We start from the raw sequence: 19,385 nt of genomic DNA, 5'->3' as shown, positions 1-19,385 counted from the left end.
GATAAGAACAGAACTTAAACATGATTATTTTTTACTATTTTATTTCAAGGGTCAGTTAAAAATTATCCACTTAGTTAAGATTAGTTCATCCTTCAAAAGTTGATTAGAAATTGACATGTTTTTAGGATACTGGTACTGCTGACGTTATCGTATTGTTTGACAAAGAGACCAAGAGAATTCTACTTAGCATAGTTAATTGTGCTTATGTAATTTTAAAAAAAAGATGTAGGTATTTGTAAGTGGTTGCAGGACAATATGTATGCTTATCTCAAACTTATTAATTTTGTTTGTTCTGTTTGATGTTAAGAATTGTGTTATAATGAAGTAATCGTATTTCTAGGAGAGAACAAATATGTCAAAACCTATTATTTTAACAGGAGATCGACCAACAGGGAAATTACATTTGGGTCATTATGTTGGTAGTCTTAAAAATCGTGTCCTTTTACAAAATGAAAATAAATATGAAATGTTTGTTTTTTTAGCAGATCAACAAGCTCTCACAGATCATGCTAAAGAATCAGAAATTATTAAAGATTCTATTGCAAATGTTGCTCTTGATTATTTGTCAGTAGGTCTTGACCCTGAAAAGGTCACTATTTTTATCCAAAGTCAAATTCCGGAATTAGCTGAATTGACCATGTATTATATGAATTTAGTATCATTGGCTCGTTTGGAACGCAATCCAACTGTTAAAACTGAAATTGCTCAAAAAGGATTTGGCGAATCTATTCCAACAGGATTTTTAGTTTATCCTATTTCTCAAGCGGCTGATATTACAGCTTTTAAAGCAAATTATGTACCTGTTGGCAATGACCAAAAACCCATGATTGAACAAACGCGTGAAATTGTGCGTAGCTTTAATCATACTTATAAAACAAATTGTTTAGTAGAACCAGAAGGTATTTATCCTAAAAATGAGGCAGCTGGTCGTTTACCAGGTTTAGATGGTAATGCAAAGATGTCGAAATCACTTGGTAATGGTATTTTTCTTTCTGATGACGCTGATACCGTTCGTAAGAAAGTGATGAGCATGTACACAGATCCAAATCATATTCGTGTTGAAGATCCAGGCCAAATTGAAGGAAATATGGTTTTTCACTATCTTGATATTTTTGGACGTAAAGAAGACCAAACGGATATTGCAGCTATGAAAGAACATTATCAAAGTGGTGGACTTGGAGATGTTAAGACCAAACATTATCTTTTAGATATTCTTGAACGAGAATTAACACCAATACGTAGACGCCGTCTGGAGTATGAAAAAAATATGGATCAAGTTTTTGATATTTTAAAAAAAGGTAGTGAAACAGCACGTGAAACAGCTTCAGAAACCTTAAGTGGAGTTAAAAGGGCTATGGGAATTAATTATTTTTAGAATAGACCATTTGGGGGAGAACAGAAGACTAATGTTAATTAACTTCTGTTCTTTTTTGAAATTTTCTAGAATTCATTGACAAATGATTTTAGCGTGTTATTATAGTAACAATAAAAAGGCCAGTAGGCAAAATGTATAGAAAAGAGGATTATTTTAATGTCAAATTGGGACACCAAATTTTTGAAAAAAGGTTATACTTTTGATGATGTATTGCTTATTCCGGCTGAAAGCCATGTTCTTCCAAACGAAGTCAGTATGCAAACAAAATTAGCGAAAAATTTGACATTGAATATTCCAATTATTACTGCAGCTATGGATACTGTTACTGATAGTAAGATGGCTATTGCTATTGCGCGTGCAGGTGGTCTTGGTGTTGTTCATAAAAATATGTCAATCAAAGAACAAGCTGAAGAAGTTCGAAAAGTAAAACGCTCAGAAAATGGTGTTATTATTGATCCTTTCTTTTTGACACCAGAGCATAAGGTGTCTGAAGCCGAAGAATTGATGCAGCGTTATCGTATTAGTGGTGTTCCGGTCGTTGAAACCCTTGATAATCGTAAGTTAATTGGAATTATTACCAATCGTGATATGCGTTTTATTTCTGACTATGAAACCCCTATTTCAGAACATATGACTAGTGAAAAGTTGGTCACAGCTCCTGTGGGAACAGATCTTGAAACAGCTGAACGTATCTTACATGAGCACCGTATTGAAAAATTACCTTTGATTGATGAAAAAGGTCGCTTATCTGGTCTCATTACTATCAAAGATATCGAAAAAGTTATTGAATTTCCAAATGCAGCAAAAGATGAATTTGGCCGCCTTCTAGTTGCTGGTGCGGTTGGTGTCACATCAGATACTTTTGAACGTGCTGAAGCTCTCTTTGAAGCTGGAGCAGATGCTATCGTTATTGATACCGCTCATGGACATTCTGCAGGTGTACTTCGTAAGATTGCTGAAATTAGAGCTCATTTTCCAGATCGTACCTTGATTGCTGGCAATATTGCGACTGCTGAAGGAGCACGTGCCCTTTATGAAGCAGGTGTTGATGTCGTTAAGGTGGGTATTGGGCCTGGTTCAATTTGTACAACACGTGTAGTTGCTGGTGTTGGTGTTCCTCAAATTACAGCTATTTATGATGCAGCTAGTATTGCGCGTGAATATGGACGAACGATCATTGCTGATGGTGGTATCAAGTATTCAGGTGATATTGTTAAAGCCCTTGCTGCAGGTGGAAATGCTGTGATGCTTGGTTCAATGTTCGCTGGTACTGATGAAGCTCCAGGTGAAACAGAAATCTTTCAAGGTCGTAAATTTAAAACTTATCGTGGTATGGGATCAATTGCAGCTATGAAGAAAGGATCAAGCGATCGTTACTTCCAAGGGTCTATTAATGAAGCTAATAAACTTGTTCCAGAAGGTATTGAAGGGCGTGTAGCTTATAAGGGAGCTGCAGCTGATATTGTTTTTCAAATGCTTGGTGGCATTCGCTCTGGTATGGGTTATGTTGGTGCAGCTAATCTTAAAGAACTTCATGAAAATGCTCAATTTATTGAAATGTCAGGTGCTGGTTTGATTGAAAGTCACCCTCACGATGTTCAAATAACTAATGAAGCTCCAAATTATTCTGTACAATGATTTTAAGTAAAAAAACTAAAACAAAACTGTTTTAGTTTTTTTACTGTCAAGAATACATTTACAATATCTTTATTAAGAGATAGCTTATTTAAAAGTCTTAAGAGCTATTGATTGACAAAATCTTTTACTATAGAGTAAAAGACGTTGACAGTATTTTTACAATTATTCTGATAGCACTTTTCCTTGGTTGATAGTAAATAACTTTAGTTTCTTAGGGAGTTGTTGAAGATGTTCAAGGCTAGTTGTTGTTATAAAGGTCTGAACATTATCTTTGATGCCTTCTAAAAGTTTGATTTGTCTATAATTATCAAGTTCACTCATGACATCATCTAACAAGAGAATAGGATAATCCCCAGTGACTGTTTTTATAAGTTCAATCTCAGCCAGCTTTAAAGATAAAATAAGGCTGCGATGTTGTCCTTGACTACCAAAGTTAGCGTTCATTTGATTGATGAAAAAGGCTAAATCATCGCGGTGCGGACCAACACTGGTGTTCTTTTTGAAAATATCACCCTGCCGATTTTTTTGTAGCAGGTTTAAAAAGTTATCACGAATATTTTTTTTATGATCAAATTTAACAGAAGAAAGGTAGGAAATTTTTAAATGTTCCTGTTGATTTGAAATAGAGAAATGATATTTATCAGCTTCTTTAGTTAAATTTTGAATAAAATCAAGGCGATGCTCAATAACCTTACTACCATAATCTACCAATTGTTCATCTAGAACGAAAAGAAAATCAGTATCAACCTTCTTCTCTGATTTTAAATAGGCATTTCGTTGTTTAAGAACATGATTATAATTTGATAAATCAGATAAGTAAATAGGCTTGATTTGTCCTAAATCAATGTCAATAAACTTTCTTCTGAGACTTGGGGAGCCTTTTATTAGTTGAAGATCTTCTGGAGCAAAGAGAACAACAGTCATTGTTCCAATATAGTCTGAAAGTTTAGGTTGTTTGAGATAATTTATTTTTGTTGTTCGGCCTTTATTAGATAAGTTGATTTCCAGAGGAATTTTGCCATTGACACGATTAAGAAGGCCAGAAACATTTAATTCTTTTTGACCAAATTGAATAAGTTCTTTGTCAGATCGTGTTCGATGACTGCGGGTTAAAGATAAAAAATAAATAGCCTCTAGGAAATTGGTTTTTCCTTGAGCATTTTGTCCCACAAAAACATTAAGACTTTGGGAAAATTCAGATTCAATGGCTGTATAATTGCGATAATGTTTTAAATTAATTTTTTCTATCCACATAATTAAGTGCCAGGAAATTTAATAGTTTTTTTAGATTTGGTACTTGTTTTCTGTTTGCTTTGTTGTTTCTTCTTTTTGTTGAGTTTTTTGACAAAAGCTACCACTTGTTCTTTTTCAGCCAGATTTTTTAAGTAGTCTTCCCTTTCTTTTGAAGAAGGTTCAATAATAGTAATAATGATATCTAAATTTGGAATACTAATTTGGTCTCCTAGACGAAGTTTTTTGCCACGACGCGTTTCAGGTTGACCATTAAATAAGACCTCCGTATTGGCCAAATAAGATTTTATGGCTCCTCCACTTGGAATAACTCCCAAATTTTTTAAAAGAGCTTGTAATGTAATGTAGTCATTAAAGAGTTTATATTCCATAATTCCTCAACTTTCTCTTAGGATAATTATAGCATAAAATGATATAATTGAACGTAAAGGAAGACCTATGAAATTAGCCCAAGATGTGCAGTTACACTTGCTTAAAACAAGTCAATTTAAGACGAATCACATTACCTTTCGTTTTTCTGGTGAATTAGATAGTAAAACACTTGCTCGTCGTGTTTTAGTTGCTCAGATGTTGGCAACTGCTAATAATGTTTATCCAACATCTCAAACTTTTAGAGAAAAGTTGGCCAATTTATATGGTGCTCAGTTTTCGACCTGTATATCAAAAAAAGGAAAGGTTCATATTGTTGATATAGACATTTCTTTTGTATCTGATAAATTTATTTTGGAAGGAAAGTCAATCTTAGGAGAAATTATCCATTTCTTAAGAGCGGCACTTTTTAAACCTCTCATTTCAGTAGAGCATTATCAAAGTAAAAGTTTTGATCTTGAAAAAGAAAATTTAATGAGATATTTACAATCTGACAAAGAGGATTCTTTTTATTATAGTCACTTAGAGTTACAAAAACTCTTTTTTAAAGATGAAGTTCTAAAATATTCAAAATATGCTACTGCAGAGTTAGTAAGTGCTGAAAATTCCTATGCAACGTACCAAGAATTTCAAAAAATGTTAAAAGAAGATCAGATTGATATCTTTGTTTTGGGGGATTTCGATGAATATCAAGTTTTACAATCTATTGAAGAATTTCCCTTAGAAGATCGCCAAAAAACATTGATCTTTGATTACCAACAAGAATATTCGAAGATTGTTCAGGAAAAAGTTGAACAGCAAGAAAACCAACAGTCTATTTTACAACTAGGCTATCATTTTCCTATAGCTTATGGAGATCATAATTACTATGCCCTACTTGTTTTTAATGGTCTTTTAGGAGTTTTTCCTCATTCTAAATTATTTACTGAAGTTCGAGAAAAAAGAAGATTGGCTTATAATATTGGAAGTTATTTTGATATTTACACAGGTTTACTTCAAGTTTACACAGGTCTTGACAGTAACAAAAGACAACAGGCATTTCAGTTGATAACAAAGCAATTCAATGATTTAAAATTAGGCCGGTTTTCAAGCCATTTATTAGCTCAAACAAAAAAGATGTTAATAAACAATATGCAATTATTTGAGGACAACCCCAAAAATAGAATTGAAATGCATTATAATCATTGTGTTTTTGGAGATAAATGTTTAGAGCTGAAAGAATGGATTGACAGAATTGACAAAGTTAGTAAAGACGATATTGTCAAAGCAGCTAATCTCATTAAGTTACAGTCTATTTATTTTTTAGAAGGAGAGTAGTTTGGCAGCAACAAGATTAAAGAGACGAAAATTTCCAACTATTAATGAGGAATTTTACTATAATCAACTAGAAAATGGTATGACTGTTTTTTTGATACCTAAAGAATCATTTAAGGAAACACTTGCTGTAATGAGCAGTCGCTTTGGATCAATTGACACAAACTTCACAGTTAATGGTAAAAAGAAATCTTATTTAACAGGTATTGCTCACCTTTTAGAACATCAGTTATTTGAAATGAATAAACAAAAAGATGCTGCTTATGAATTTACAAAATTAGGTGCAGAAAGCAATGCTTACACAACTTTTGATAAAACAATTTATTACTTTTCAACAGCTGATAATATCAAGAAAAATTTAGATTTATTACAGGAGTTTACCAGTCAAATAAACTTTACAGATATGTCAATTGAAAAAGAAAAGAAAATCATAACTCAAGAATTTAATATGTATCAAGATGATTCTGATGATTATCTTTACCAAGTTATTTTATCTAAACTTTATCCTCAAACCTCTTTAGCAGAAGATATTACTGGGAATAGAGATAGTATTGATAAATTAACAAAAAATAACTTAGAGGAAAATTTTCATTATTTTTATCAACCTGAAAATTTAACTCTTTTAGTGGCAGGAGATTTTGATGTTAAAAGGGTTTATAAAGATATTGTTACTACTCAAAGGCAGTTACCAGACAGGCCCAAATTTGAAATCAAACGTTCTCCTTTAAAGTTACTACCAATAACTCCAACGAGTTCAATGCAAATGGATATTTCTATTTCAAAGTTAGCAGTAGGCTTTCGCTTTAATTTTATTAAGAAAAAACCGAAATCTTTGATAAAGGAAAGATTACTTTTAAAGCTCTTTTTTTTACTTTTGTTTGGTTGGACATCAGAGCACTATCAGCAATGGTATGAAGATAGAAAAATTGATGATTCTTTTGAATTAAAAATTGAAGTGTCAACTTCTTATCAATTTGTTGTCATTTTGCTTGACACTAAAGAGCCAATAGCAATGTCTAACAAGATTGGGCAAACAATTAAGAAGTTTAAGACAGATACCAATCTTTCTGCCTCACATTTACAAACAGTAAAAAAAGAGCTATATGGTGATTTTATTCGGAGTTTAGATTCACTTGAGGCTCTTTCTAGTCAATTTATAGATAATTTATGGGGAGAAGAAACTTATTTTGATTTTCCTACTGTTTTGCAAAATATAGAAATAAAAGATGTATTGGAATTTGGAGAAAAAATAACAAAGGAAATGCAGCTAACCGATTTTACATTATTTCCAAAATAAACAGAAAATCTATTTAAAATTTGTTATAATAAACAAGATTAGTATAGATAAAGGAACTGAGGTAAGGTAAATATGAACAAGATAGGTGATACTCTACGTGATGCTCGTATTGAAAAAAAATTGAGTTTTGATGATGTTGTAGATAAAACTGGAATTGCTCCTCACTATATACTGGCAATGGAGTTAGATCAACTTAAATTATTACCAGAAGGCAAAACAAATGAGTATTTAGAAAAATATGCTCATGCTGTTGGCTTAGATCCGGTTTCTATTATTCATGGTTATCGCAATCAGGAAATGAGCGATGAACTTATCCTACCTTCTTCTGCAGAATTGGCTGCTTCTTCAGATAGCAATATAGAAAAGAAAAATGAAGGAAAATCAATTGAAGAACCTCAAGAGTTAGCTATTGATAGTTTGGATGTTACTCAAAATATTACAGAAGAGACTCCCCAAATAGAAGATTTTAAGGTTGAATCAGAGGAGGCAAGTAAAAAAATAGAAAAAATACCATCTCGACTTAGTAAATATGATTATGATGAAGAACCGAAAAAGAAATTTCCATGGGCTTTAATTCTGCTAATTTTACTTGCTTTAACTATTATCAGTTATGTTGGATATGTGGTTTATAATCAGCTGCAAACTGATTCAAATAAGACCGAATTAAGTACCTCTACGAAAAAATCTAAGGATACTAAAAATGATGCCAATTCAACGACACAAAGTCAGACTAGCATAACAACAGACTTTGCTGATGGTGGAAATAATATCACCTTAAGTAATACTAATGGAAAAATAGAGGTTACCTTTACTTTGACAGGGGATGAGGAAAGTTGGGTTTCAGCAACTAACACTGCTGATGGAGAATCTGGAACAACTCTAACAGCAACAGATAAAACTTATACTGTTACTTTAGCAGAAGGTTCAACAACATCTATGCTGACAGTCGGATCACCTAGCGGTGTTGAAATTACGATCAATGGTCAAAAAGTGGATACTACAAACCTTGTTAATGCTGGTTTGACTAATATTAATTTGACAGTCCAATAAAGGAGTTTTGAATGGCTAAGAAGGAAAATATCCCTAATTTATTAACGTTAATCAGAATTTTATTAATTCCAGTCTTCTTGCTTTTAACTTCTCTGACTAGTAGTGTCACTTGGCATATTATTGCAGCCATTATTTTTGCTGTGGCAAGTTTAACTGACTATTTGGATGGTTACTTAGCACGTAAGTGGAAAGTTGTTACTAATTTTGGTAAATTCGCAGATCCGCTTGCTGATAAAATGTTAGTCATGAGTGCTTTTATCATACTTGTTGGTCTTAACTTAGCGCCAGCTTGGATTTCTGCTATCATTGTTTGTCGTGAATTAGCTGTAACAGGATTACGTTTACTTTTAGTTGAAACAGGTGGTGAAGTTTTGGCTGCTGCTATGCCAGGAAAAATTAAAACAGCTACTCAAATGTTTTCAATTATCTTATTGCTTTGCCATTTTGAATTTGTAGGAACTATTCTGCTTTACATAGCTCTCTTCTTTACGCTTTATTCAGGTTATGATTACTTCAAAGGAGCCGGCTTTCTTTTTAAGGATACCTTTAAATAAAAAATGACAGATAAAATAATTGAGTTAAAAAATGTTACTTTTCGCTATGATGAAAATCAAGAAAAACCAACCTTAAATAATATTTCGTTTCACGTGAAACATGGAGAATGGTTATCAATTATTGGCCATAATGGTAGTGGTAAATCAACAACAGTACGCTTAATTGACGGACTCTTAGAAGCTGAATCAGGACAAATTTTGATAGAAGGTCACAAACTATCAGAGGACAATGTTTGGGATATTCGCCATAAAATTAGTATGGTTTTTCAAAATCCTGACAATCAATTTGTTGGGGCAACTGTAGAAGATGATATTGCTTTTGGTCTTGAAAATAAAGGAATTCCTTTAAAAGAGATGAGAGAACGCGTTGTAGAAGCCTTGAATCTTGTTGATATGTCTGATTTCAAAACACGAGAACCAGCTAGATTATCAGGGGGTCAAAAGCAAAGGGTGGCTATTGCGGGTGCAGTGGCTATGCGTCCCAGCATTATCATTTTAGATGAGGCCACTAGTATGTTAGATCCAGAAGGTCGTTTAGAGTTAATTGGAACGATTCAAAAAATTCGTGAACAATATGGTATGACAGTCATTTCAATTACACATGATTTGGATGAGGTAACACTTAGTGATCGTGTTTTGGTGATGAAAAACGGACAAATTGAATCTAGCTCAAGTCCAAGAGAGCTCTTTTCGCGAGGAGATGAACTTTTAGATCTAGGGTTAGACATCCCTTTTACCTCAACTATTATAAAGGCATTGCGACAAATTGGCTTTACATTTGATAATCGTTATTTACTAGAAAAGGAACTGGAAGATAAGTTATGGGCATTAATCTCCAAGAAGTAAGTTACACTTATCAAGCGGGAACACCTTTTGAAGGTCGTGCCCTTTTTAACGTTAGTTTGGAGATTAAAGATGGCAGTTTTACAGCTTTTATTGGCCATACGGGTAGTGGCAAATCAACAATTATGCAATTGTTAAATGGACTGAATACACCAACTGAAGGAACAGTCCTTGTTGATGATGTTGCTATTAGGTCAGACTCTAAAAATAAAGATATTAAAAATATTCGTAAAAAAGTTGGTTTAGTCTTTCAATTTCCAGAAAGTCAACTTTTTGATGAAACAGTTTTAAAAGATGTTGCTTTTGGTCCACAAAATTTTGGTATTTCAAAAGAAGAAGCAGAAAAATTAGCACGGGAAAAACTAGCTATGGTAGGTATTTCTGAAGAGCTATTTGAAAAGAATCCTTTTGAATTATCTGGTGGGCAAATGCGTCGGGTAGCTATTGCTGGTATATTAGCAATGGAGCCTAGTATTCTCGTTTTGGATGAACCAACTGCTGGACTTGATCCTAAAGGACGGCGTGAACTAATGACCTTGTTTAAGGAGCTTCATCAAGGGGGAATGACTATTGTTTTAGTCACTCATTTGATGGATGATGTTTCTAATTATGCAGATTGGGTTTATGTCTTAGAAAAGGGACGAATTGTTCTATCTGGTAGTCCAAAATCAGTTTTTCAGGAAATTGAATTTCTGGAAAGTAAACAGTTGGGAGTTCCTAAAATTACCCAATTTGCCGCTCATTTGCGAGAAAGAGGAATAACTTTTGATGCTTTACCTATTACTTTAGAGGAATTTGTGGAGGCGATTAAGAATGGCTAATCTTATCCTTGGGCGATATATTCCAGGTGATTCTTTCGTTCATCGACTGGATCCGAGAAGTAAATTGTTATCAATGCTTATTTTCATTATTGTCGTTTTTTGGGCTAATAATGTTCTTACAAATCTTTTGATGTTCGTCTTTACGATGATTCTGGTCTTTCTATCACGCGTAAAAATTAGTTTTTTTCTAAAGGGATTGAGACCGATGATTGGTTTAATCCTCTTTACAACGCTTTTTCAAGTTCTTTTTACACAGAATGGCCATGTTTTATTTCATTTATGGATTATCAAAATAACTGATTCTGGTATTGGGCAGGCAGCTTTGATTTTTATGCGTTTTGTTTTAATCATTATTTTTTCAACGCTTTTAACTTTGACAACAACGCCACTCAGTTTAGCAGATGCAGTCGAATCACTTTTAAAACCTTTAGAACCCTTAAAAGTACCTGTTCATGAAATTGGTTTAATGCTATCATTAAGTTTACGATTTGTTCCAACCCTGATGGATGATACAACACGAATTATGAATGCTCAAAGAGCACGTGGTGTCGATTTTGGTGAAGGAAATTTGATACAAAAAATTAAATCTATCATTCCTATTTTAATTCCGCTTTTTGCATCTAGTTTTAAAAGGGCAGATGCTTTAGCAACAGCAATGGAAGCGCGTGGTTATCAAGGTGGTGCAGGACGTAGCAAATACCGTTTATTAAAATGGACTTATAAAGACAGCTTGGCTATTGTTGGTATTTGTTTGCTTGGTTTTATTTTATTTTTATTAAAAAAATGAGAAAATACTTCGATTCTATTAGAAGTCAATTTTTTTCAGATAAATAAGGAATTACTTTTCTTAAAAGGAAAAGAAGGCATTTACTTTTTCTAATCACAACTTAATTGTAATATTTTTAATACTACTCTAAAAAGCAAGTAATATAACTACTGTATCATGTATATATAATTTGTTTAAAGGAGTAACCAATGTCTATTAAAAATATTTTAGAAAACAAAACAACAACAATTAAAGTTAGTTTTGCAGGAATTGCAACAGCAGCTAGTTTAATTTTACCTATGGCAGTACAGGCAGAAACTACTTATACTGTGAAATCAGGAGATACTTTATCAGAGATTGCTTCAACACACGGAACAACTGTTGATAAACTTGCTAAGTTAAATAAAATTAATAATATCCATCTTATCCATGCTGGTCAAATTTTAGAATTAGATGCAGCAACAGAAGATACTGATGCAACGCCAGTACAAGAAAGTCAGATAAATGAAGCAGAAACCTCAGCATCTGCCAAAACTAGTCAAACGAGCGAAGTGACGACAACAGCACCGGTACAAGAAAGCCAAACAAGTGAAGTTATAACTTCAGCACCAGCTGAAACCAGTCAGACAAGCGAAGTGCCAACTGAAGCCAACCAAACAAATGAAGTAAGTTCAGCAGTATCGGTTGAAACCAGTCAAACGAGTGAGGCGACGACTTCAGCTCCAGTGGAAACTAGTCAGACAAGCGAAGCAACGACAGCGGAACCAACTGAGACCAAGACCAGCCAAACAAATGAAGTAGCAGCTTCAGCCGAAGAAAACCAAACAACATCTAATACTAGCGGTTTGAGCACATCTGATGCAGCTGCAAAAGAATTCATTGCTCAAAAAGAATCAGGTGGTAATTATAATGCTAAAAATGGCCAATATTATGGACGTTATCAATTGAGTGATTCTTACTTGAATGGTGATTTGTCAGAAGAAAATCAAGAACGTGTAGCAGATGCTTATGTATCAAGTCGTTATGGCTCATGGACTGCTGCTCAAGCTTTCTGGAATGCTAATGGTTGGTATTAAATAATTTTATAGATATAGGTGCAAAATACCCAAAATTTTAATATTTTGGGTATTTTTTATTTAATTTAAATGCCAATGTAATATTTTTAATATAAAAATAAAATGAAAGTAATATTTAATCGATATTATAGAAATTGAGGTAATGAAAGGAATTAAGTTTTATGTATAGTAGAGTCAAAAAATCGAAATTCAGAAAAATGCTGAAAAGTCAATTTTGGGTTTTACCTTTTTTTGTAGGGTTTGCCTCCTTTTTTACAGGTGAATCAGTTAATACAGAAGCACATATTAAAAAATCAGAATCTGTTCTTGCTCACACTGCACAAGCTCAAGAAGTAAGCCAAGATCAACAGACAACTTCCGCTGAACTGACCTCCGCTCCTTCAGAAGCAGCCTCTTCAGAAGCAATAACAGAGGTTGCAGCAACTGAACCAACTGATAATGTCAATTATAATACAGCTTATGCTTCTCAGGCAGCTCAAGTAGCTAATGTCAATCATAATGGTAATCTTGCTAATGGCAACACTGCTGGTGCAACTGGTTCAGAAGCAGCGGCTCAAATGGCAGCAGCAACTGGGGTTTCTCAGTCAACTTGGGAATATATTATTGCACGGGAATCAAATGGTCAAGTCACTGCAGCTAATGGTTCAGGAGCTTCAGGTCTCTTTCAAACAATGCCTGGTTGGGGTTCAACTGCAACAGTTCAAGATCAGGTTAATTCAGCTATCAATGCTTATAAAGCCCAAGGTTTATCAGCTTGGGGCATGTAATTTAGGAAAAGCACTTATTATAATCTGCACTCCAAAAGTTTTAGACATAAAATCTAACGGATGGGGTGCTTTTCTTATGAATATATGATATTTGATTTTCATGAGATGAAGAATATTATTTTTATCAATGCTTTGTCATATTATGGTATTTTATTTTATGTTATAATATGATTTGCGCTGATGCGCATTCAAAATCGACCTTCAAATCGATATTTGGATAACTAGACCCTTCAAGTCTATGTTAAAAAATAATTGAGCTTGAGCTAAGTCTTCAGAAAAAGACTATAGAAAATCCTGATTTTTTGGTATTTTCCTATTTTTTTGTTGGATTTTATGCACAAGTATCTTACATTTGATGGGGGAGGATTATCAATGACAGATAATTCAAAAACACGTGTCGTTGTTGGCATGAGTGGTGGTGTTGATTCGTCTGTAACGGCTCTGCTTTTAAAAGAACAAGGTTATGACGTGATTGGTGTCTTCATGAAAAACTGGGACGACACAGATGAATTTGGCGTTTGTACAGCTACAGAAGATTACAAAGATGTGGCTGCGGTAGCAGATCAGATTGGGATTCCTTATTATTCAGTCAATTTTGAAAAAGAGTATTGGGATCGTGTCTTCGAGTATTTCTTGGCAGAATATCGTGCAGGACGCACACCCAATCCAGATGTCATGTGTAACAAGGAAATTAAATTTAAAGCCTTTCTTGATTATGCCATGACCCTTGGTGCGGATTATGTGGCGACTGGACATTATGCGCAAGTGTCACGTGATGCAGACGGGACTGTCCATATGTTGCGCGGAGCAGATAATAACAAGGACCAAACTTATTTTTTAAGTCAGTTATCACAAGAACAGCTGCAAAAGGTAATGTTTCCTTTAGGTCATTTGCAAAAGCCGCGAGTTCGTGAAATTGCAGAAAAGGCAGGATTGGCAACAGCTAAGAAAAAAGACTCGACAGGAATATGCTTTATTGGTGAAAAGAATTTTAAAGAGTTTTTGAGTAACTATTTGCCGGCTCAAAAAGGTCGTATGATGACTATTGATGGTCGTGATATGGGAGAACATAATGGATTAATGTACTATACCATTGGTCAACGTGGCGGCATGGGAATTGGTGGGCAAAAAGGTGGAGATAATGCACCTTGGTTTGTTGTAGGGAAAGATTTGTCTCAAAATATTCTCTACGTTGGGCAAGGTTTCTATCATGACGCACTTATGTCAAACAGCTTGACAGCTAGTCAGGTTCATTTTACACAAAATATGCCAGATAAGTTTACACTAAATTGCACAGCTAAGTTTCGTTATCGTCAACCAGATAGTAAAGTAACTGTCAAGGTAAACGGTGATAAAGCAGAAGTTATTTTCGATGAACCTCAACGTGCTATCACACCTGGTCAAGCAGTTGTTTTCTATAATGGAGATGAATGTCTTGGTGGTGGTCTTATTGACAATGCCTATCAAGAAGAAAAAATTTGTCAGTATATCTAAATTGACAATATTGTCAATATACTAAAAATAGGGCCTACAAACAGATTGATAGGAGTTTGAAATGAAAATTGGTGTTATTCAAGCGAGTACAAGGACAGACCTCAATCAACTTCTTTTTGAGGCGGTCAAACAGGCAGCTGGAAATCAGCATGAAATTGTCAATTTTGGAGTCTTTCCGCAAGAAACTGAAAATTATTCCTATGTTGAAGTGGCTGTCATGATTAGTCTACTTATTGAAACTGGGGCTATTGATTTTATGGTTTCTGGTTGCTCGTCTGGTCAAGGAATGATGATGGCATGTAATAGTTTGCCTGGTTTACAAGCTGGTTTTATTCAGACACCACAGGATGCCTTTCTCTTTGGTCGTATCAATAATGGAAATGTTGCTTCACTTTCTCTGGGTTTAAATTTTGGTTGGGCTGGGGAGTTGAATTTGCAATATGCCTTAAATGAGTTATTTCATGGTGAATTCGGTATTGGTTATCCACCAGAAGTAGCTGAGCGAAAACGTGAAGAAGCACAACTTCTACTTACTTTAAATGATATAACTAAAAAAACATTTTTAGAAATTATTGATCAACTTGACGAAGCATTGCTTTTTAAGATTTTAAAAAGGAAAGATTTGACAGCTTATCTTTTTGAGCACGGGAGCAACTCTCTGCTATTAGAACGATTACAATTTTTTAGAAATTGACTTTTAAGATGAATTTGATAAAATAAATATAACAATAATCATGATGGTCAAAGCTCATGAGAATTGTTGGTCTTTTGACCTACAATTTTCGAGGGTTTTGGCTATTTTTGTGTTTGGGAGATAGAAATGACACACGAATTTACTGAAAACTATGATGTTATTGTCATCGGCGCTGGTCATGCTGGTGTGGAAGCCAGTCTTGCTACTAGTCGTATGGGCTGTAAGACTTTACTGGCAACTATTAATTTGGAAATGTTGGCTTTTATGCCTTGTAATCCTTCAATTGGTGGTTCTGCTAAGGGGATTGTCGTTCGTGAGATTGATGCTCTTGGCGGTGAGATGGGAAAGAATATTGATAAGTCCTATATTCAAATGCGAATGCTCAATACGGGTAAGGGTCCAGCAGTACGTGCTCTACGTGCACAGGCTGATAAGGCACTTTATGCTCGCAACATGAAACATACGGTTGAACAACAGGAAAACTTAACCTTACGTCAATCTATGATTGATGAAATTTTGGTTGAAGATGGTAAAGTTATTGGTGTTAGGACAGCGACGAATCAGAAATACAGCGCTCAGGCTGTCATTGTGACAACTGGTACGGCTTTGCGCGGTGAGATCATTTTAGGCGAATTAAAATATTCATCTGGGCCTAATAATAGTCTCGCTTCAGTAACTTTAGCAGATAATTTGAGAGATTTAGGTCTGGAGATTGGGCGCTTTAAAACGGGGACACCGCCACGAGTTAAGGCTAATTCTATTCATTATGATGAAACTGAAATTCAGCCCGGAGATAAGAAACCAAATCACTTCTCGTTTATGTCCAAAGATGAAGATTACCTTAAAGATCAGATCCCTTGTTGGCTGACCTATACCAATCAAAGTAGTCATGATATTATTAATAAAAATCTTTACAGAGCACCTATGTTTTCAGGTATTGTCAAGGGTGTAGGACCACGTTATTGTCCTTCTATTGAGGATAAGATTGTCCGTTTTGCTGACAAAGATCGTCATCAGCTTTTTTTAGAGCCTGAAGGACGTGAAACAGAAGAAGTCTACATTCAAGGTCTGTCAACGAGTTTGCCAGAAGATGTTCAAAAAGATGTGGTTCATTCGATTAAAGGACTGGAGAATGCTGAAATGATGCGGACTGGCTATGCCATTGAATATGATATTGTCCTTCCTCATCAATTGCGGGCGACTCTGGAAACCAAAAAAATCTCAGGACTATTTACGGCTGGTCAAACAAATGGGACGTCTGGTTATGAAGAAGCCGCTGGTCAAGGAATTGTCGCTGGTATCAATGCTGCCCTTAAGATTCAAGGAAAACCAGAATTGATTCTCAAACGTAGTGATGCTTATATTGGAGTTATGATTGATGACTTGGTCACGAAAGGAACCCTTGAACCTTATCGTTTACTAACATCGCGTGCGGAGTATCGTTTAATCTTACGTCATGACAATGCAGATTTACGCTTGACAGAAATTGGTCATCAGGTTGGTCTAGTGAATGAAGAACGCTATATGCGCTTCCAAATCCGTAAAAATCAATTTGACAATGAGTTGACAAGGTTGTCAAGTATAAAATTAAAACCAGTTGCTGAAATAAATAAACGTATTGAAGAACTTGGCTTTAAGCCCTTGACAGATGCTTTGACAGCAAAAGAATTTATGCGTCGACCAGAAATCAACTATGCCATTGCAACAAGTTTTGTTGGGCCTGCGGCGGAAAGCTTAGATGAGAAGGTCATTGAACTTCTAGAAACTGAAATCAAATACGAGGGATACATTAATAAAGCCCTAGATCAAGTCGCAAAAATGAAGCGAATGGAAGAAAAACGAATTCCTAAGAATATCGATTGGGATGCCATTGATTCTATTGCGACCGAAGCACGTCAGAAATTTAAGAAAATCAACCCAGAAACTATTGGTCAAGCTAGCCGTATTTCTGGTGTGAATCCAGCTGATATATCAATTCTTATGGTCTATCTTGAAGGAAAGAATAGAAGTCGTACAAGATAAAATGAAAAGAATTCCTCTTTGTTCCTTCTATATTTTATAAGAGTTTTATGATATAATTAGGGCTTAAGAGGTTTAGATAATGAAAAGATTTCGTTTTGCCACTAGCCATTTAATCATGATTGGAATGATTTTGTTTGGAATTTTGGCTATTAGTGCGCGTGTTTTTCCAGATTCACCACTGTTAATGTTTATTATTTTTTTGACCTGTGCAGCTGTAATCATACTGCTTTACTATCAAAAGAATATTTATGAAATTTCTGAATTAGAGCAGATTGAACTCTTAAATAGCCAAACTGAAGGTAAGCTGATTACTATGCTTGATCAGATGCCAGTAGGTGTTATTCAATTTGATCCTGAAACAGATAAAATTGAGTGGTTTAATCCTTTTGCAGAGTTAATTTTCACGAAAGAAGATGGTGAATTTGATGGTGAATTTATCAGCAGTGTCATTAAAAATAGAAAAGAAGGTTCTGTTGATCAAACGATGGAAGTTGGGGAGAATAAATATTCTGTTGATATAGATTTAGACAATGGTATTTTTTACTTTTTCAATTTATCCAGAGAAAGTGAGAATCAAAGGCAAGGATTAGATTTACAGCCTGTCATTGGTATTATATCTATTGATAATTATGATGATACGATTGAGTCTTTAGCAGATGCAGATGTTTCACAAATTAATGGTTTTATTGCTAATTTTATTTCTGAATTTGCTCAAAGTAGGGAAATTTTCTATCGCCGTGTTAATATGGATCGTTTTTATTTCTTTACAGATTATAGTGTCTTAGATCAACTCATTCAAGATAAATTTGAGGTGTTAGAACAATTTAGAAAAGAGGCTCAAGAGCGCCACCTTCCTTTAACTTTAAGTATGGGGATTTCTTATGGCAATGCAAATCATAGTCAAATTGGACAAATCGCTTTGAAGAATTTGAATATTGCTCTTGTCCGTGGTGGCGACCAAGCTGTTATCCGTGAAAATGACGAACATAAGAAACTGCTTTATTTTGGTGGAGGAACAGTTTCAACTATTAAGCGTTCACGTACTAGGACACGCGCTATGATGACTGCTATTTCTGATAAAATTAAAACAGTAGATAGTGTCTTTGTTGTAGGACATAAAAATCTTGATATGGACGCTTTGGGAGCTTCAGTTGGGATGCAGGCTTTCGCAAACAATATCATTGAACATGCTGCTTATGCTGTCTATGATGAAGATAGTATGAGTCATGATGTAGCAAGAGCTGTCAATCGTTTAAAGGAAGATGGGCATACTCAACTTTTAACAGTCAAAGAGGCTATAGAACAAGTAAGTGATAATTCTCTTCTTGTTATGGTGGATCATTCTAAATTGCAGCTAACGTTGTCAAGAGAGCTTTACAATAAGTTTACAGAAGTTATTGTGATTGATCACCACAGAAGAGATGATGATTTTCCAGAAAATGCTATTTTAACCTTTATTGAGAGTGGAGCAAGCAGTGCTAGTGAATTAGTAACAGAGCTCTTACAGTTCCAAAATGGGAAATACCATCTCAATAAAATTCAAGCTAGTATTGTTATGGCTGGGATTATGCTTGATACAAAAAGTTTCTCGACTCGTGTAACAAGCCGAACCTTTGATGTAGCCAGCTATTTACGTACGCTTGGCAGTGATAATGTTGAAATTCAAAATATTTCAGCTCTTGATTTTGATGAATACCGTTTAATTAATGAACTTATTTTACGTGGCGATCGTATTTTACCAAATGTTGTTGTTGCTACAGGAGCAGATGATATCAGTTATTCCAATGTTATTGCTAGCAAGGCTGCTGATACTATGTTAAATATGGCTGGGATTGAGGCTACCTTTGTTATTACTAGAAATGATGAAAGAACAGTTTGTATATCTGCACGGAGTCGCAATAAAATTAATGTTCAACGGATTATGGAAGAAATGGGAGGCGGCGGCCACTTCAACTTAGCAGCCTGTCAATTAAAAGGTACAAGTGTTAAAGAAGCCCGCAAACTCTTATTAGAAAAGATCAAAGAAGAATTTACAGGAAACGAGGAAGCTTAAG

At 34.7% G+C, this 19,385-nt stretch carries 17 protein-coding genes; 15 read left to right on the top strand and 2 right to left on the bottom strand.

The window, feature by feature from the left end; genetic code table 11:
* Positions 1 to 352 precede the first annotated feature (352 nt).
* Together trpS and guaB are read left to right on the top strand one after the other, a co-directional pair.
* A complete protein-coding gene (gene trpS, locus FNL60_RS10275; RefSeq protein WP_002264241.1) occupies positions 353 to 1,375 on the top strand; it encodes a tryptophan--tRNA ligase in 1,023 nt (340 codons plus the stop codon).
* A gap of 156 nt (positions 1,376 to 1,531) precedes the next feature.
* Positions 1,532 to 3,013 carry an IMP dehydrogenase gene (gene guaB, locus FNL60_RS10270; protein ID WP_002279893.1) on the top strand — a complete coding sequence of 494 codons (1,482 nt, stop codon included), beginning with the start codon at positions 1,532 to 1,534 and terminating at the stop codon, positions 3,011 to 3,013.
* Between the two features lie 162 nt (positions 3,014 to 3,175).
* Here the strand turns inward: guaB and recF are convergent, their stop codons facing one another.
* Both recF and yaaA read right to left on the bottom strand, forming a co-directional pair.
* Entirely contained in the window at positions 3,176 to 4,267 is a 1,092-nt protein-coding gene (gene recF, locus FNL60_RS10265) for a DNA replication/repair protein RecF (RefSeq protein WP_002264240.1), read from the bottom strand.
* Positions 4,268 to 4,269: 2 nt separating this feature from the next.
* On the bottom strand, positions 4,270 to 4,635 hold the full coding sequence (gene yaaA, locus FNL60_RS10260) for a S4 domain-containing protein YaaA (RefSeq protein ID WP_002267087.1): 366 nt from the start codon (positions 4,633 to 4,635) through the stop codon (positions 4,270 to 4,272).
* Between the two features lie 67 nt (positions 4,636 to 4,702).
* Between yaaA and yfmF the strand changes: the two genes are divergently transcribed.
* The 13 genes from yfmF to FNL60_RS10195 all read left to right on the top strand — a co-directional run bounded on the left by yfmF (position 4,703) and on the right by FNL60_RS10195 (position 19,384).
* On the top strand, positions 4,703 to 5,950 hold the full coding sequence (gene yfmF, locus FNL60_RS10255; protein WP_002279892.1) for an EF-P 5-aminopentanol modification-associated protein YfmF: 1,248 nt from the start codon (positions 4,703 to 4,705) through the stop codon (positions 5,948 to 5,950).
* Position 5,951: 1 nt separating this feature from the next.
* Positions 5,952 to 7,244, top strand: coding sequence for an EF-P 5-aminopentanol modification-associated protein YfmH (gene yfmH, locus FNL60_RS10250; protein WP_002264239.1), 1,293 nt, complete (start codon positions 5,952 to 5,954; stop codon positions 7,242 to 7,244).
* Between the two features lie 72 nt (positions 7,245 to 7,316).
* A complete protein-coding gene (locus FNL60_RS10245; protein ID WP_002267085.1) occupies positions 7,317 to 8,294 on the top strand; it encodes a helix-turn-helix domain-containing protein in 978 nt (325 codons plus the stop codon).
* An 11-nt stretch (positions 8,295 to 8,305) separates the two neighbouring features.
* Positions 8,306 to 8,848: a CDP-diacylglycerol--glycerol-3-phosphate 3-phosphatidyltransferase gene (gene pgsA / locus FNL60_RS10240; RefSeq protein ID WP_002267084.1), complete on the top strand. Its 543-nt coding sequence runs from the start codon at positions 8,306 to 8,308 to the stop codon at positions 8,846 to 8,848.
* Positions 8,849 to 8,851: 3 nt separating this feature from the next.
* Positions 8,852 to 9,694: an energy-coupling factor ABC transporter ATP-binding protein gene (locus FNL60_RS10235; protein WP_002262450.1), complete on the top strand. Its 843-nt coding sequence runs from the start codon at positions 8,852 to 8,854 to the stop codon at positions 9,692 to 9,694.
* Positions 9,670 to 10,512, top strand: a complete 843-nt coding sequence (locus FNL60_RS10230) for an energy-coupling factor transporter ATPase (protein WP_002262449.1) — start codon at positions 9,670 to 9,672, stop codon at positions 10,510 to 10,512. The genes FNL60_RS10235 and FNL60_RS10230 overlap by 25 nt, the downstream gene beginning before the upstream one ends.
* A complete protein-coding gene (locus FNL60_RS10225; RefSeq protein WP_002262448.1) occupies positions 10,505 to 11,299 on the top strand; it encodes an energy-coupling factor transporter transmembrane component T family protein in 795 nt (264 codons plus the stop codon). The genes FNL60_RS10230 and FNL60_RS10225 overlap by 8 nt, the downstream gene beginning before the upstream one ends.
* 188 nt (positions 11,300 to 11,487) lie before the next feature.
* Positions 11,488 to 12,354 (top strand): aggregation-promoting factor, encoded by an 867-nt coding sequence (gene apf / locus FNL60_RS10220; RefSeq protein ID WP_002262447.1) that lies wholly within the window; start codon positions 11,488 to 11,490, stop codon positions 12,352 to 12,354.
* Between the two features lie 161 nt (positions 12,355 to 12,515).
* Positions 12,516 to 13,121: a transglycosylase SLT domain-containing protein gene (locus tag FNL60_RS10215; protein WP_002262446.1), complete on the top strand. Its 606-nt coding sequence runs from the start codon at positions 12,516 to 12,518 to the stop codon at positions 13,119 to 13,121.
* Between the two features lie 372 nt (positions 13,122 to 13,493).
* Positions 13,494 to 14,615 carry a tRNA 2-thiouridine(34) synthase MnmA gene (gene mnmA / locus FNL60_RS10210; RefSeq protein WP_002279890.1) on the top strand — a complete coding sequence of 374 codons (1,122 nt, stop codon included), beginning with the start codon at positions 13,494 to 13,496 and terminating at the stop codon, positions 14,613 to 14,615.
* Between the two features lie 61 nt (positions 14,616 to 14,676).
* Positions 14,677 to 15,309 carry an RpiB/LacA/LacB family sugar-phosphate isomerase gene (locus tag FNL60_RS10205; protein WP_002278181.1) on the top strand — a complete coding sequence of 211 codons (633 nt, stop codon included), beginning with the start codon at positions 14,677 to 14,679 and terminating at the stop codon, positions 15,307 to 15,309.
* Between the two features lie 126 nt (positions 15,310 to 15,435).
* Entirely contained in the window at positions 15,436 to 17,331 is a 1,896-nt protein-coding gene (gene mnmG, locus FNL60_RS10200; protein WP_002279889.1) for a tRNA uridine-5-carboxymethylaminomethyl(34) synthesis enzyme MnmG, read from the top strand.
* A 79-nt stretch (positions 17,332 to 17,410) separates the two neighbouring features.
* Positions 17,411 to 19,384 (top strand): DHH family phosphoesterase, encoded by a 1,974-nt coding sequence (locus FNL60_RS10195; protein WP_002279888.1) that lies wholly within the window; start codon positions 17,411 to 17,413, stop codon positions 19,382 to 19,384.
* The last annotated feature ends 1 nt before the right edge of the window (position 19,385 follow it).

The organism is Streptococcus mutans (assembly GCF_006739205.1).
Taxonomy (GTDB): Bacteria; Bacillota; Bacilli; order Lactobacillales; family Streptococcaceae; genus Streptococcus; species Streptococcus mutans.
This window is presented reverse-complemented; position numbering and strand designations above follow the sequence as displayed.

What these genes read in the sequence shown, in the direction of transcription:
- trpS (WP_002264241.1), top strand. Translation starts at nt 353, where the DNA reads ATGTCAAAACCTATTATTTTAACAGGAGATCGACCAACAGGGAAATTA.
- guaB (WP_002279893.1), top strand. Translation starts at nt 1,532, where the DNA reads ATGTCAAATTGGGACACCAAATTTTTGAAAAAAGGTTATACTTTTGAT.
- recF (WP_002264240.1), bottom strand. Translation starts at nt 4,267, where the DNA reads ATGTGGATAGAAAAAATTAATTTAAAACATTATCGCAATTATACAGCC.
- yaaA (WP_002267087.1), bottom strand. Translation starts at nt 4,635, where the DNA reads ATGGAATATAAACTCTTTAATGACTACATTACATTACAAGCTCTTTTA.
- yfmF (WP_002279892.1), top strand. Translation starts at nt 4,703, where the DNA reads ATGAAATTAGCCCAAGATGTGCAGTTACACTTGCTTAAAACAAGTCAA.
- FNL60_RS10245 (WP_002267085.1), top strand. Translation starts at nt 7,317, where the DNA reads ATGAACAAGATAGGTGATACTCTACGTGATGCTCGTATTGAAAAAAAA.
- pgsA (WP_002267084.1), top strand. Translation starts at nt 8,306, where the DNA reads ATGGCTAAGAAGGAAAATATCCCTAATTTATTAACGTTAATCAGAATT.
- FNL60_RS10235 (WP_002262450.1), top strand. Translation starts at nt 8,852, where the DNA reads ATGACAGATAAAATAATTGAGTTAAAAAATGTTACTTTTCGCTATGAT.
- FNL60_RS10230 (WP_002262449.1), top strand. Translation starts at nt 9,670, where the DNA reads ATGGGCATTAATCTCCAAGAAGTAAGTTACACTTATCAAGCGGGAACA.
- FNL60_RS10225 (WP_002262448.1), top strand. Translation starts at nt 10,505, where the DNA reads ATGGCTAATCTTATCCTTGGGCGATATATTCCAGGTGATTCTTTCGTT.
- apf (WP_002262447.1), top strand. Translation starts at nt 11,488, where the DNA reads ATGTCTATTAAAAATATTTTAGAAAACAAAACAACAACAATTAAAGTT.
- FNL60_RS10215 (WP_002262446.1), top strand. Translation starts at nt 12,516, where the DNA reads ATGTATAGTAGAGTCAAAAAATCGAAATTCAGAAAAATGCTGAAAAGT.
- mnmA (WP_002279890.1), top strand. Translation starts at nt 13,494, where the DNA reads ATGACAGATAATTCAAAAACACGTGTCGTTGTTGGCATGAGTGGTGGT.
- FNL60_RS10205 (WP_002278181.1), top strand. Translation starts at nt 14,677, where the DNA reads ATGAAAATTGGTGTTATTCAAGCGAGTACAAGGACAGACCTCAATCAA.
- mnmG (WP_002279889.1), top strand. Translation starts at nt 15,436, where the DNA reads ATGACACACGAATTTACTGAAAACTATGATGTTATTGTCATCGGCGCT.
- FNL60_RS10195 (WP_002279888.1), top strand. Translation starts at nt 17,411, where the DNA reads ATGAAAAGATTTCGTTTTGCCACTAGCCATTTAATCATGATTGGAATG.